At 55.2% G+C, this 13,590-nt stretch carries 14 protein-coding genes; 8 read left to right on the plus strand and 6 right to left on the minus strand.

Features of this window, described 5'->3' with window-relative positions:
* Positions 1 to 4: 4 nt before the first annotated feature.
* The 4 genes from HYT79_08000 to rplU form a co-directional block, all read right to left on the minus strand.
* Positions 5 to 1,195 (minus strand): MFS transporter, encoded by a 1,191-nt coding sequence (locus HYT79_08000; GenBank protein ID MBI2070534.1) that lies wholly within the window; start codon positions 1,193 to 1,195, stop codon positions 5 to 7.
* Between the two features lie 64 nt (positions 1,196 to 1,259).
* Entirely contained in the window at positions 1,260 to 2,297 is a 1,038-nt protein-coding gene (obgE, locus tag HYT79_08005) for a GTPase ObgE (GenBank protein MBI2070535.1), read from the minus strand.
* A 42-nt stretch (positions 2,298 to 2,339) separates the two neighbouring features.
* Positions 2,340 to 2,603 carry a 50S ribosomal protein L27 gene (rpmA, locus tag HYT79_08010; protein MBI2070536.1) on the minus strand — a complete coding sequence of 88 codons (264 nt, stop codon included), beginning with the start codon at positions 2,601 to 2,603 and terminating at the stop codon, positions 2,340 to 2,342.
* Positions 2,596 to 2,916, minus strand: a complete 321-nt coding sequence (rplU, locus tag HYT79_08015) for a 50S ribosomal protein L21 (GenBank protein MBI2070537.1) — start codon at positions 2,914 to 2,916, stop codon at positions 2,596 to 2,598. Before rplU ends, rpmA begins: the two co-directional genes overlap by 8 nt.
* A 106-nt stretch (positions 2,917 to 3,022) precedes the next feature.
* Between rplU and HYT79_08020 the strand changes: the two genes are divergently transcribed.
* From HYT79_08020 to HYT79_08055, 8 genes are all read left to right on the plus strand, one after another.
* Positions 3,023 to 3,961, plus strand: a complete 939-nt coding sequence (locus HYT79_08020) for a hypothetical protein (GenBank protein MBI2070538.1) — start codon at positions 3,023 to 3,025, stop codon at positions 3,959 to 3,961.
* Between the two features lie 2 nt (positions 3,962 to 3,963).
* On the plus strand, positions 3,964 to 5,055 hold the full coding sequence (yqeK, locus tag HYT79_08025; protein ID MBI2070539.1) for a bis(5'-nucleosyl)-tetraphosphatase (symmetrical) YqeK: 1,092 nt from the start codon (positions 3,964 to 3,966) through the stop codon (positions 5,053 to 5,055).
* 5 nt (positions 5,056 to 5,060) lie between these two features.
* Positions 5,061 to 6,197 carry a hypothetical protein gene (locus HYT79_08030; GenBank protein ID MBI2070540.1) on the plus strand — a complete coding sequence of 379 codons (1,137 nt, stop codon included), beginning with the start codon at positions 5,061 to 5,063 and terminating at the stop codon, positions 6,195 to 6,197.
* Between the two features lie 17 nt (positions 6,198 to 6,214).
* A complete protein-coding gene (locus HYT79_08035) occupies positions 6,215 to 7,303 on the plus strand; it encodes a type IV pilus twitching motility protein PilT (protein MBI2070541.1) in 1,089 nt (362 codons plus the stop codon).
* A gap of 11 nt (positions 7,304 to 7,314) precedes the next feature.
* Positions 7,315 to 7,971 carry a hypothetical protein gene (locus tag HYT79_08040; protein MBI2070542.1) on the plus strand — a complete coding sequence of 219 codons (657 nt, stop codon included), beginning with the start codon at positions 7,315 to 7,317 and terminating at the stop codon, positions 7,969 to 7,971.
* A gap of 9 nt (positions 7,972 to 7,980) precedes the next feature.
* Entirely contained in the window at positions 7,981 to 8,397 is a 417-nt protein-coding gene (rsfS, locus tag HYT79_08045; GenBank protein ID MBI2070543.1) for a ribosome silencing factor, read from the plus strand.
* Between the two features lie 5 nt (positions 8,398 to 8,402).
* The gene (locus HYT79_08050) at positions 8,403 to 10,052 is read left to right on the plus strand and encodes an arginine--tRNA ligase (GenBank protein ID MBI2070544.1); all 1,650 of its coding nucleotides are present in this window, start codon (positions 8,403 to 8,405) and stop codon (positions 10,050 to 10,052) included.
* A gap of 130 nt (positions 10,053 to 10,182) precedes the next feature.
* Positions 10,183 to 11,448, plus strand: a complete 1,266-nt coding sequence (locus HYT79_08055) for a hypothetical protein (protein MBI2070545.1) — start codon at positions 10,183 to 10,185, stop codon at positions 11,446 to 11,448.
* Positions 11,449 to 11,450: 2 nt separating this feature from the next.
* On the opposite strand, the gene HYT79_08060 is transcribed toward HYT79_08055, so the two are convergent.
* On the minus strand, positions 11,451 to 12,668 hold the full coding sequence (locus tag HYT79_08060) for a hypothetical protein (protein MBI2070546.1): 1,218 nt from the start codon (positions 12,666 to 12,668) through the stop codon (positions 11,451 to 11,453).
* Positions 12,655 to 13,482 (minus strand): ABC transporter ATP-binding protein, encoded by an 828-nt coding sequence (locus HYT79_08065; protein ID MBI2070547.1) that lies wholly within the window; start codon positions 13,480 to 13,482, stop codon positions 12,655 to 12,657. Before HYT79_08065 ends, HYT79_08060 begins: the two co-directional genes overlap by 14 nt.
* Positions 13,483 to 13,590: the final 108 nt, after the last annotated feature.

Here is a 13,590-nt window from a genome sequence, read left to right on the forward strand (position 1 = left end):
AGGATTATTTCAAAATGGCAAGGCGCGCGGGCACCGGCATTCTTAACCCCAAAACTTCCCGGGAAGTAATCAGGCGGCTCAAGAGATGATAACCCAACGCCGCTGCCATAGCTACTGCGGCGGCCACAAACCACGGCAACGAAGAATTCATCCGCCCGACATGATCAAGCAGATAACCGCCGGAAACGCTGGCCGCCAAGGAACCCAAGGTTGCGGTGAATTGAGCCAAACCCACATAAAGACCCTGACGATTGTCGCCCCCGTAATTGCTGGCCATATTAGCGGTCAAAGCGGTTAATGCGGGGGAATGAATAACTTCCCCCATCGTAACGATGGTCACCGCCGCAAAAAAACCGAGCCAAGCCGAGGCGCCGGCGATCAACAGATAGCCCGCCGCATAAATCGCCAGGCCCAAGGCATTCATGGCCGTCAACGCCCAATTTCGAAACAATCGGGTCACCCACAACTGAGTCGCCACCACCAAAACGCCATTCCAGCCGAATAACAGCCCGATCGCGGCTTCCCCCTGCCCTTGGAAACGAGAACAATAAAGGCTGAGCAAGGTAAAAATTTGACTGTAGGCAATGGCCGCCAAAAAATTGACGGCCAGAAAAGACCGCCAAACCGAATTTTTCAGCGAGATCAGCCATACGCTGAAAGGCGGTCGGCTGGGAATATCCGGAGCGTCGCTCTTAACCGGGTCAAACGGCAACCGTTGATCCAACAGACGCGTATTCATCAGCGTCAGAAGGGCTGTCAACAAAAACAACGCTCCATAACCCAGCGCATGAGCCAGCAACCCGCCGATCGCAGGACCCAGGGCCCAGCCTGCATTAACCCCGACGCGCATGAGCGAAAAGGCGCTGTTTCGATCGCTGTAGGAAAAACGCGAAGCAATATAAACATCACAGGCCGGTTGAAAGGCATGCCCCACAAAGGTCACACCAAAAACAATAGCTGCGATCAAAGGCGCCGGGGCATGGGATAGAATACCGGCGCATAAACAAACAGTCGCTCCCGTGCGCCATCTGAGCGACAAAATCATGGTTTTTCTGGCTCCCAAATCATCGGTCAAACGGCCGCCGATCAGCGTGCCCAGGGCATGGGCCACCAAATTGCCGGCCAAGATAAGCCCGATGGTGCCCAAGGCCAACCCCCGCTTTTCAAAATAAATGGGGATGAAAGGAAAAGACAACCCAAAAGCGAACGCTAAGAGAAGCCGGGTCCAAAAAAGACTCCTAAGCTCCGCCGGAAGACTTCTAAACGGCAAGGGCCACCCGGGCTAAAGCATCCAACATTTCGGTCACGCCCTGACCCGTCTGAGTGGAGATAAGAAAAAGCGCGGCTTTCGGCCGGCGACGGCGGATTTCCCGATACGAACGCTGGGCTAAATCGCCTAAATCTGCCTTGGAAACAACCATCAAACGCGGCTTTTTCAACAAACCCTTCTCCCAAGCGCCCATCTCGCGCTCCACGGTTCTGATGTCCTCCATCACCCCTTTTTCCTTGGGCTCAATCAAATGAATAAGGGCGCGTGTGCGCTCAATATGGCGCAAAAATTCGTGGCCCAGGCCGCGGCCTTGATGCGCCCCTTCGATCAACCCAGGAATATCCGCAATCAACAAGCGCCGGTCCCTCCATAAACAAAGCCCCAGTACGGGATGCGTGGTCGTAAACGGATAAGCCGCTATTTTAGGCCGCGCCGCAGTTAAGCGCGCCAAAAGGCTGGATTTCCCGGCATTAGGCAAACCCGCAATGCCCACGTCCGCCAATATTTTTAATTCCAGAAGCAAGGTTTTTTCCTCTCCGGGGAAACCTTTTTCCGCCTCGCGCGGAGCCCGATTGAAATTCGATTTAAAAGCCGTGTTGCCCCGGCCGCCGCGCCCGCCTTTGGCCACCAGCAATCGCTCGCCGGGTTTAAGTAATTCGCCCAACAAAACACCTTTTAGCCGGGCTTCGTCTTGCTCTTGCTGAGACGGGATGATTGACGCAGGAATGGTCAGGTCGTAGACGATGGTTCCTTCCGGCACCGCAACGATCACATCCTTGCCCGATCGGCCATATTGATCTTTGCCCAGACCATGCTCGCCGCGATCGGCTTTAATATGAGGATTAAGGCTTAGCCGGTAAAGAGTGTTGACGTGGCTTGAGGCTTCGAAATAAATATCCCCGCCTTTGCCGCCGTCGCCGCCGTTGGGCCCGCCGCGGGGAACGAACTTTTCCCGGCGAAAGCTGGCGCAACCATCGCCGCCGGCTCCCCCGGAGACAAAAAGTTTTGCGCGATCAAGAAAAATCATATGGCTGGCACAGATGAAAAAAACAGGCCAACAGGAAGAAGCTTAGGCCGAAGCGGCCGGAAGAATGGTGACCACGCGGCGGCCGCCGCGTCCGTAGCCGAAACGAACCACGCCGTCGGCCAAAGCGAACAAGGTATGATCACGGCCCATGCCGACGTTTTGCCCTTGAAAAAATTGAGTGCCGCGTTGACGCACCAGCACGGCGCCTTTTTTGACCACGACGCCGCCCGGCACTTTGACGCCGAGCTTTTGACCGGGTGAATCACGGCCGTTGGCCGGACAACCGGCTGATCTGCTCCTAGCCATAATTAATCCCCATCACTTCCAATTCCGTCAAATCCGAACGATGCCCGCGCCGTTTGCGCCAAGCCTTTTTGGAGCGTTTTTTGAAAACAATGACTTTTTTATCGCGCAAATGCCGCACCACACGAAATTTGACTTTCGCCCCCTGAACAAAAGGTTTGCCGGCGATGGTCGCCGCATCCCCGTTCATCACGAGCAGCACTTTGTCCCAATCAAACTCCTCGCCCACGGATCGCTCCAACCTCAAAACCTGAATATGCGCCCCGGGCAAAACGGCGTATTGGTGAGAACCAAATGAAACGACGGCTTTCGACATACGGGACCATTATAGCACGGCAGCTCCCCCTTCCGTCGATGATGGGTCAGGGCTTGGAAATGTACATATTATTCCTTTCCAAGCCCTTAGTTTGTAAAAGAAGGCAATGGCCTCGCCTCAACGATGGACAAAAACGAACCTCGGCCTAGCCGCGCTGGCGCTGGCCGCGTTCGAATCAGCCCTGATCGCCTGGCTTTGGCTGGGGCATCCGCCTGAATGGTTCCGCGTATTTTTCTACAACATCGTCTGGTGGCCGCATTTGGCGCTGGTTGAGACCGCGGCCCAATTACTGACAGGCCGCTCCCTGCTGTATCAAAATCCCCGGGGGTTTGTTTGGCTGTGCCTGGCCTCCACGCCGTTTTGGACCAGTTTTGAAATCCTGAACGCGGTCATTCATAACTGGATTTACGTCGGTATCCCGCAAAATCAATTCGTGCGCTGGGCCGGCTACGCGATTTCCTATGCCAGCGTACTGCCCGCCATCCGGGTTTATATGGACCTGCTCAACGCCGTTGAACCTTCGCCTAAAAACCAAGCGTCGAAACCTCAACGCCCGCGCTTTTTAACGCCGTTTAGTTTTGCCGTCGGCGTGATCCAATTCACCCTCTGCGTCGCGCATCCGGGTCTTTTTTACCCTCTGGCTTGGTCATTCCCGTTCTTTTTAACCGAGCCCCTGGTCATCGCCTACGCCCCCGAACGATCCTATCTGTTGAGCTGGTTGAACGGACGGCTGAATCTGACGCTCAAAACCCTGGTTGCAGGATTCTTAGCCGGTATCACCTGGGAATTTTTGAACTGGAAATCAGCGGCCAAATGGATTTACACAATCCCTTCCGAGGCCGTGATTTTTAAAATTTTCGAAATGCCCGTGTTGGGTTATATCGGTTTCGCCGCCTTCGCCTTATGTGCGGAATCCTTTTCCAATCTGGTGCTCTCTCCGGAATTTGCCCGGCGGCCGGGCGTGCGCCGTCTAAGCTTTGCGGCCGGCGCCATCGCCTCCGCTCTTGGTTTTGCGCTAATCGATCTTTATATCTGGAAACGATAACAATGACACGAAAACCGAGCCGCTCCGTGCTGCTCTTCGGCGGCGCTTTCGATCCCGTTCATAACGGGCATATCCGCCTGCTCTCGGCCGCACGGCAACGAATCAACCCCGACGTGACGCTCGTTGTGCCCACTTGCGATGAACCCGCGCACAAACCGCCGACCCTGTTCCCGGCCGAACAACGATTGGCGTTGCTTAAGGCCGCCTTAAAAAAAACGGAGATCGCTTTCTGGGATTTCGAAATCCGCAAACAGCGTCCGGCCTATACTTGGGAAACCCTAGCGGCGGCCAAACGGCGCTGGCCGGGAAGCCGGTTCTATCTTTTGATCGGTTCGGACAATGTCAAGGACATCCCTCGTTGGCGGCATCCGCAAAAAATCTTAAACGATGCTCTACTGACCTTGGTCATCGGGCGCCGGCCTGGGATCCCGGTCAAGAGCCTGCCCGGCCGAGCCATCGTTCTGCGGGGAATATTTCCCGCAGTCTCATCGCGCCTCATCAGAAAACTTTTGCTTGAACCCGGAAAACGCAGCCGGGCCGCAGCCATGATCCCGAAAGCCGTCCGCCCCTTGTTGGACGATTGGCCCGGCCGCAAAGCGTTGGTTAACGCCTACATCAAAGAGCGCCTCCCGGAATCAAGGTACCGCCACAGCTTAGCGGTGGCCAAATTGGCCGTAGAACTGTCGGCCATTCACGGGATTAATCCTGACAAGGCGGAATTGGCCGCTCTTGGCCATGATGCGAGCCGCGTCCATGAACGCTTTCGAAATCTTCATGAGGCCGTTGCTCACGGGCGGCGCTCCGCGGCGTTAATCCGGCGCTTGCTGGCCCTTAAGGACAAGGACGTGCTTGAAGCCATCTGCGGCCATACCGTGGGCATCCCGGGCATGGGACGCCTGGCCCAACTGATTTATGTCGCGGATTTAGCCGGTTATGACCGGGCCTTTTCGCAAGCAGAACACGTTCGCCGAATCGCCCGGAAGGATCTCCGGGAAGCCTGCCGTGAAGCGGTCGCCGTCAAATTTCGCTATTTGATCGATGATCGGCAAAAAATTTATCCCGGCTCCACACTTTTCTGGAACAGCTTGATTTAAATCCGATGCGCCTGAAAACGCTGATTCTCCCGTTTGTTTTAGCGGCCGCAGTCGCGGCCGTCGCCTGGATCGAATGGAAAAGTCCGGTCATCCGAGACCTTGTCCAAGGCGCCCCCGTTGAGTTGGTTCTTCTAGGGTTGGACGATGACAACGGCGCGCGCCGTGCGGACGCCATTTTTCTCGTGCGCCTGGACAGCCGGATTCCGGCCGTCAAAATCATGCAAATCCCTCGCGATTTGGCCACGCTTAAAAAACCTGAAAAAATCAATGCGTTATTGGCGCGCCACATTCCCGAAGCCGGACGCCTGATCAAAAAAACACTCGCCGAAGCCATGGGCCAATCCCCTTTAGATTGGGCTCAAGAGCCCGTCCGATATCTAAGCGTCGATGCGCTGTCCTTCATGCGTCTCGCAGGAGCCTTTGGGCTTGTCGCCTGGCCTGGGGAATCCCTGAACCCTGAAGAAGCCCTGGGCGTTGTCCGAGAACGCGATGAGCGCGGGGACTGGGGCCGGATGGCGCAACATAAAGCGTTCCTTTCCTTCGTGGCTAGGCAACTTTTACGCGAACCCTGGCGAATCCCCCTTCTTGTCATTCGATGGAATTCCTGGAAGCGTTCCGTCGAAACTAATTTTAACGCTCCGGAGTTGGCGGCTCTGGCGGTGAGACTCCGGGCTTGGATGAGCCCGGCTCATTGCTATTTTTTTCAGCTGCCCACGGTCACGGACGCCCGCGGCCGGTTGCGCCTCGATGCTGAGGCGTTCGGGGAAATGCTCCCTTTTTGGACGCACGACGGACCGGCCGCCGCGCGTCCCGCTCTTTCCGTTGAAATCCTCAACGCCTCCATGGAGCCGGGGCTCGCCCTTCGATTTACACGGCACCTGCGCCGTCAAGACCCTCAAATCGACGTGCTTCATTTCGGCAATGCTCCGGTTCCTTCGGCGTCGAGCTTTCTGATCCTGCGCCAAAGCCAGCTTCGTCTTGCCAAGGAACTCCTCATTCGCTTAAATAGAAAAACCGGGTTGGAGGCCAATCATCTGATCGCGCCCGCCAAGCGCCGCGGGGTTCAATTCTCGGTGCTTCTTGGCGAGGACGCCAATGGTCTGCCTCATTTAAAACCAACGGGTCCGCTTGAACACCTGTAACAATAAGGGGGGATGCCATGGAACTTGCCGAAATTCTGAAAACCGCCTGCTCCCAAGGGGCTTCGGATATTCATTTCGTGGTCGGCATGGCGCCCATGGCCCGGGTCCGGGGAGAAATCGTTCCGGTCGGCGGCTTTAATCCTCTCTCGCATGAAGAACTCAAAAGCCTGATCTATTCCGGCCTTTTGGAAGAACACCGCGCCAAATTCGAAGAAGAATGGGAGCTCGACACCTCGATTCAAATCGAAGGGCTGGCCCGCTTCAGGGTCAACGTGCTGAGAGAAAAAGACGGCATCGAGGCCGTTATGCGCGTCATTTCCTATAAAATACCGACGGTCGAAGAACTCCAACTGACGCCGGAAATGATCAAACTGGCTGATCTGCCCAGGGGCTTGGTGCTGGTCACGGGACCCACCGGCTCGGGTAAATCCACCACCCTGGCCTGCTTGCTCAACCTGGTCAACGAGAAATACAAAAAGACGGTGGTTACCGTTGAGGACCCGATCGAATTCGTTTACGAAAATAAAAAATCCATTTTTCGCCAACGCGAAGTCGGCCAACACACCAAAAGTTTCACCGAAGCCCTAAGGCGCAGTTTGCGCCAGGACCCGGACGTTATCCTCGTGGGCGAAATGCGCGATTTGGAAACGATTTCCTTGGCCATCACAGCCGCGGAAACAGGGCATTTATGTTTCGGGACGCTGCACACCATGGACGCTCCTCAAACCGTAGACCGCATTATCGACGTTTTCCCGGCCCATCAACAACAACAAATCCGGGTTCAACTCTCAACAGTTTTAGCCGCGGTCATTTCCCAAACGCTCTTGCCTGCCAAGGACGGAAAAAGCCGGGTGGCGGCGCGCGAATTCATGCTGACGACGCCGGCTATCGCCAACCTGATCCGGGAAGGTAAAACGCATATGATTTACCAAGCCGTAGACACCAGCGCCAAACTCGGCATGTTCCCTCTGGATAGGAACCTGGCCGAGCTGGTCAAAAAAGGCGCCGTGGCTTTAACCGAAGCCATGGCTCATGCCAAAAATCCCCAACTGCTTCAAACGTTGACGGGATCGGGCGCTCCGCGCGCGGCCACGGCGGTCGGCTAGAAGGAATCCCTGTGAGCAAAAAAAAGGCTCCCTCAAAAAAACCGTCCCCCGCCAAAACGCCGTCCGCAGACTCGAAGCGTCTGGTCGGACGCTTGGCGCAAATCGGCCTGTTTTTAGTCGTCATCGAAGGCAACCGGCTGCTGAAATGGGTCGGCGCCAAACCACGCTTAGCTTTGACGATCGGCATGAACGTCGTGCGCACCATGTCCGAACGCCTGCGGCAGACGACTCAAGAGTTGACGCGCTTTCATTCGTTGGTGGAATCTTTTCTTGCGGCGAAAACCAAAGAAGAGGTCGTTGAAGGCCTGGCTCAAGAACTGCAACGCATCGTCACCCCCGAGGTGGCCTCAGGCGCGATGGTTTATGCCTATAATCCCTTCATCGAAGAGTTTGCCTCCCTGAAACATTGGGGGCAAGTCCCCGGCGATCTTTTAATGAGCCGAAAAGAGTTGCCCCATGACTCGCCGCAATGCCGCCGTTTTCCTTTGGGATTAAGCGAAAAAGACGGGTGCCTTGTATTGATCGATCCCCGAGAGCGCCACCTCTTGAAAAAAATACCGGTCATCCAAACGTTTGCCTGGATCGCTTATCAAACCTTAAAAAACGTGGAAGCCCGCCTCGAAGAGGAGCTCAAATCCCGGATGAAATCAACAAGCATCTCCTCCTGAGCGTTCGATTTGGGACACATTTTTTCACCTCGACAGCGCACGATCTACGCGAAAAAAATTTGCCGTCTGCTTGACGACAAAATGGCCCAAAACGTGCACTTGCTCAAAATGCCGCAAATGGAATCTCTTTGCGATTACGTGATCATCGCCACCGCCACCTCGGGGCCGCACCTGGACGCCCTGGAACGCTACCTGCGCCGGGAGCTTAAAGGCCTGGGCTTGGTTTTGGGAAAACCCGTAGAGGGCCGGTCTTCCGGATCATGGCGCATTGTGGACGCGGGATTTGCGGTGATCCACATGATGGATGAAGCTTCGCGCAAACGCTACAATCTCGAACACATTTGGTCGGAAACGGAAATTGTTCCGTTCCTTCAAAGAAAAAAATCCTCCAAACGCCGCGCCAAAAAAGCCGCCGGCAGCTATTAAAAACCATGCATCCCCTTGTTGAAATTCGCCAAGCCATCGGCCAAGCCGTCCAAAATAAATTATCTTTAAAAGATATCCCTCTTGATCCGGCGCCGGATTTTCTTCGTGATCGTTTTGATTTGGCCGCGCCCATCGGATTTGTCTTGGCTCCCAAAGGCTCCGGGCTTAAGCCGCTGCCATTGACCCAAGAAGCCCATCAAGCATTGCCTGCGACCGGCGCCGTTGAAACGGCTTCGGTGCATCCTCCTTGCTATATCAACTTCCGTCTGCATCCGGACGTCTTGGGGAGCCTGTGCGCTCAAGCCGCCGAAGGTCGTTACCCGGGTGACTTTCCTTGGCAGGCGTTGGGCGCGCCGTCAAGCGTTCTGCTTGAATTCTGCAGCGCCAACCCCACCGGCCCCCTTCATTTCGGCCACGGACGAGGGGCCCTCCTGGGCGATACCTTGGCGCGAATTTTCAAATTCACGGGCGCGCGCGTTCATACGGAATACTACATCAATGATGTCGGCACCCAAATCGAACGCCTGGGAGCATCTCTTGAGGCGCGTTATCACCAAGAAATCCTCGGCCAAAAAGACCGCGCCCTTCCGGAGGAAGGGTACTCCGGGGAATACTTGAGGATACTGGCGCAGCGCCTGCCGAAGAATCTCGAACTCGACGCCCTTGGCTTTTCCAATATCGCCAAAAAAGAATTGCTTCAGGTCATCAGCAATGACCTGGCTGCCCTAGGCGTCAACTTCGACCGTTGGTTCGCGGAATCAGAGCTGCATGCCAATAATGTGGTCAATGCAACCATTGAGCGGCTTAAGACAGGCGGTTATATCGAAGAAAAAGACGGGGCTCTTTGGTTTCAGTCCAAAAACTCCGCCGAAGAGGACAAAGAGCGCGTGCTGCGCCGAAGAGACGGGCGCACTACCTATTTTGCCAGCGATTTAGCCTACCATGAAGATAAGCTCAAGAGGGGGCATGATCTTTGCATCAATATCTGGGGCGCGGATCATCATGGCTATATCCCCAGGGTGCGCTTGGGCTTGCAAGCCTTGGGCCTTGACCCCGATCGTCTTGAAATCATCCTGATTCAAATGGTCCGACTTCTCAGGAACGGCCAGCCGGTAACTTTGTCCAAACGCAGCGGCGACTACATCACCCTTCGAGAAATCGCCCAGGAGGTCGGGCCGGAAGCCTTGCGGTTTTTTCTGAATTCCAGGGGCCCCAGCGCTCAACTTGACTTTGACTTGGAAATAGCCAAAAAACAGGCTCCGGAAAACCCTGTTTATTTAATTCAATACGCCCATGCCCGGATTGCCTCTATTAAGAGAGAAAAAGCGGCTAGAAACGTCTCCTGGCCCCAAGAAAAAGACGCTAACATACGGCTTGTTTTGGAGCAAGATCAAAAAACAAGGGACTTGGCTTTGTCCATCGTGCTTTTTCCCGAAGCGATTCTCTCCTGCGCGCTAAGGCGCTCAGGGCATTATCTAGCCAACTATCTCATTGAATTAGCCCGGATCTTTAACGGATATTATGAAACCCATCCTATGTTATCTGAACCTAACCCTGAGCTAGCTTGGTCTCGGTTTACTCTTTGCCGGGCGGTTCAAAATGTTTTGGCCACGGGACTCGGGCTTTTAGGAATTTCCGCGCCGGAAAAAATGTAATTTAGGGGTTTGCCCCCATAAATTTATATAGGACTAAAGTCCTATTCTTATATAGGACCTTAGTCCTTTTATAGCCTAGGACTTAAGACTCACTTTCTCGGCCCGCAAAGCATACTAGACTTCAAGGGCCATGAGAAAACTAAACGGAGCCCTCCTCATTTTTCTCACCCTCGGCCCATCCCTGGGCTGGGCAGGGCATAGCGACGGGGGCAATGAACCGGACGCGCCTCATGAGCACTGGGATTTTACGGCCAATGACGGCACAAACTGCCGCTTTGTTGACGGCGGTTTGGAATGCGAAGACGCCGGTGGCGCGGGGTACAGCACCACCTGCGAACTGCGCCCTGATCTTTGCGCATCCGGCTCCAATACAAATTCTCGTTCGACGAACCTCGCTCCCTCCACTCAAGGAACTTCTCCCGGCCGCGAACCGGGAGAACGCTTTTTAAACGAACGCGGGCAAGCCTGCAAAACGCTCGAGACAGGAACGCAAATCTGCTGGAACGCCGACGGCACGGCCGACATCGTGTCCACCGGCGACTTCTCTCCCGGCCAGAACGGCTCGGATCCGCTCGATATCTTTCGAACGGAAGACGGGTTCATCTGCGAAATGTCCGGCGGGTTCCTGACCTGCGAACAGCGCGATGCCAACGGCGAATTGGTTAACGGTTTCAGCACATCCTGCGAATTGCGGCCTGATATCTGCCCTCAAAACCAATCCGCCCTGGCCGGCAATAATACCGGCGCCAAAACCGATGCGCCTCCGGGCGTACCGGGCGGCATCAATCCGGGCGTGGCCCCGGCCTTAAACCCGATTCAAGGGCCGCCGCCTTTGCCGGCATCAAATAATACGGCGCCTTTTGCGAGCCATCTACCGGTTCCCGGCAGCACGCCGCCCCCGTCAACGCTGCCGTCCGGGCAAACGCCCCAAGAAGGAGACGGAACGATCGGGGGTGATTTCCAAGCGCCTCTTTCCGATGATTATTGGATGGGTCTTCCGGAAAACGACTTGCGTGACGCGAATACGCGCTTGGATGAAATCATTCAAGCCGCCAGAACAGGGGCCGATGAAGCCATGAACCGGCCCCTGGCCATGATGGGGCGGGTCCGAACGCGCATTTGGCATGCCATCGCGCATCGCGTCAGCCGCGATCAGGTTTTACGACGCCTGCCGCAAAAATATTACGCTACGACAGGAATTTTCGAGATTCCGGAGCCGATCATTGAAGAACTGACGCTCATCGCCGAGCCTATGCTTCCGGCGCTGTTGCGTGATGTCAGTCTGGGTGAGGAATGCTTGGGCATGGCCCCGGGGGCCCGCGCCGTTCGCCATGTGGATATGATCAAGCAGTGCGTGGATTTGCCCTTCGGCGAACGCCGAAAGTTCAAAATTTAATATTAAAAATACCAGGAAACCAGCAACTGCAGGCGATCCGGCAAACGGCGGAATTCCCCGCTTTGCGGCCCGGCATAACCCGAAAACCTGAGCTTGGCCTCAATCGAGGAATCCGCGGATAGCCGGCGCAGTTCAGGGTACCAGGCGAATGATCCGTCCTTGGCATTAGCCAAACCCTCAAGCGTCCATGCCCAGGTTGCAGAAACCGTATGCGATAAAACCGCGCCGATATAATCCCTGCCCAAATATAAGTCATCCCCGAGCAACAAGCGCAACACATCGTAATTCTCCGAACGGCTCTCCCCCGAACCGTTATGAAGATACTCGGCCGCAAAAACCCAGTCCCCCGCGTAAGCGCGTTCCCAATGAACAAGATGCCGCTTGAAGACGCGAGTGACCGTTTCAATCTTAAGCACCGGCATAAAGTTCACGATTTCCAAACTGAACTTTTCTTCCTTTTTTTCGTTATATGTCCCCTCCCAACGCAATTGCCCCTCGAAAACGTTCAAGCCCAGGCCCGCGCCCATGCCGCGCGTACGCGGCGCTAATTGCCCGGCCATCAAACCGGCCTCAAGCCCTTCCCTGAGCAAGCCTTGGCCTTGAATAAAACTGCGATAGAGCCGGTTGCGTTGATCCCATAAATAAGCGCCTTGGAACCGCCAGCCGCCGGGGCCCGAAACTTTCAATTTAGCCGTGTCCGAACCCGGCCTTTCCAACGGTTCCGATACCGGGGTCGGCAAACCGTCGAAACGATCGAGCGGGGAAAGGAAAATCCGGGTATTGCCGAAGGCATTGCGCATGCGGCCCAGGGAAAATTCAAACGGCCCGCCGTCAACGGCACCGTAAAGGCGATAAGCCCGGCCGCGAATATCCAAATCATTGGCGCTTAGAAAAAGCTTGCTCCATTCAACGGCCGGCCGGCCCTCCAGCAAAGGCAAAACTAAAGTCCGCCATTCGTCAGTGGATAGATAATCCCCGCCGAAAGCCAAAATTTCCAAGTCCGCTTCCACCCGCCAAAAATCCCCGCGAATGCCGGAAGGCTTCAACGAGAGAGCAAACCGGGACAACAGATATTCCTCCCGGGAAGCAAAGGTCTTCGAAGCAACGCCGGTTTCCCGAAACGTGGGGTCAAGGCTCAACGAGAGCGGGTGAACAGCGGGGGATAGAAAAGAAAAAATAAAAACAAAAGCGGGAACAAACTTATTTTTAGTGGCTCGCAAGTTCGGCTTGCTGCGCCTGATTGGAACGGTCGTCGGTTTTAATAATGGCGCCGTCGCGCAAGTGAACGACTCGACGGGCGCGCGATAAAACCAGCGGATCATGGCTTGAAAAAATAAACGTCGTGCCTTTTTCACGATTAATCTGGCCCATCAAATCCAAAATTTGGGTCGCTGTTTTGGAATCCAAGTTGGCGGTGGGTTCATCCGCCAAAATCAGCTTGGGGTGAACGGCCAACGCCCTGGCGATGGCGACGCGCTGCTGCTGGCCGCCGGAGAGCTTATTGGGACGCCGGTGGCTGCAATCCGACAACCCCACGAACGCCAACGCCTCTTTGGCCCGGGCGCGGCGTTCTTCGCGGGGGATGCGTTTTAAGATCAGGGCGTACTCGATATTCTCAAAAGCGGAAAGAACGGGAATCAAATTAAACGCCTGGAAGACGAACCCGAGGTTTTGCAGGCGAAACTCGGCCCGGTCGTCTTCGGATAAATCTTCCAAATCCCGGCCTTGAAAAACGATTTTGCCGAAGGTCGGCTGCTCCAACGTGGCGACGATGTTGAGCAGCGTGGATTTGCCCGATCCCGAAGGGCCGGCCACGGCCGAAAATTCTCCGGACTCAAAACTCAGATTAATGTCCACAAGCGCCGTGACCGCGAATTCGTCTTCCCGATAAATCAACTCGCGCAAATATTTCGCCCGCTCCGCGATCGAATCCTTATGCTTTAACTCTTCCCGGGCATGCTCCACCGTTCCTCTAATTTCCCTGTAAACGTGCAGCAGATTCTTGGTGGAAAAAATTTCGCGCAAATTATCCATGCCCCTGGTTTTTTCAAACAGATCCCCCAGGCTCGGCAACAAGGCGTGTTCGCTGGTTTTATAGGCCTTGGTGACTTTTTCAAGAACCAACAAAGGAATCTGCGGCTG

It is taken from the genome of Elusimicrobiota bacterium, assembly GCA_016180815.1.
Lineage (GTDB): Bacteria > Elusimicrobiota > Elusimicrobia > JACQPE01 > JACQPE01 > JACPAN01.

Excerpts from the sequence above, each read along its gene's own strand:
- obgE (MBI2070535.1), bottom strand. The coding sequence starts at position 2,297 with ATGATTTTTCTTGATCGCGCAAAACTTTTTGTCTCCGGGGGAGCCGGC.
- rpmA (MBI2070536.1), bottom strand. The coding sequence starts at position 2,603 with ATGGCTAGGAGCAGATCAGCCGGTTGTCCGGCCAACGGCCGTGATTCA.
- rplU (MBI2070537.1), bottom strand. The coding sequence starts at position 2,916 with ATGTCGAAAGCCGTCGTTTCATTTGGTTCTCACCAATACGCCGTTTTG.
- HYT79_08020 (MBI2070538.1), top strand. The coding sequence starts at position 3,023 with ATGGCCTCGCCTCAACGATGGACAAAAACGAACCTCGGCCTAGCCGCG.
- yqeK (MBI2070539.1), top strand. The coding sequence starts at position 3,964 with ATGACACGAAAACCGAGCCGCTCCGTGCTGCTCTTCGGCGGCGCTTTC.
- HYT79_08030 (MBI2070540.1), top strand. The coding sequence starts at position 5,061 with ATGCGCCTGAAAACGCTGATTCTCCCGTTTGTTTTAGCGGCCGCAGTC.
- HYT79_08035 (MBI2070541.1), top strand. The coding sequence starts at position 6,215 with ATGGAACTTGCCGAAATTCTGAAAACCGCCTGCTCCCAAGGGGCTTCG.
- HYT79_08050 (MBI2070544.1), top strand. The coding sequence starts at position 8,403 with ATGCATCCCCTTGTTGAAATTCGCCAAGCCATCGGCCAAGCCGTCCAA.
- HYT79_08055 (MBI2070545.1), top strand. The coding sequence starts at position 10,183 with ATGAGAAAACTAAACGGAGCCCTCCTCATTTTTCTCACCCTCGGCCCA.
- HYT79_08065 (MBI2070547.1), bottom strand. The coding sequence starts at position 13,482 with ATGGATAATTTGCGCGAAATTTTTTCCACCAAGAATCTGCTGCACGTT.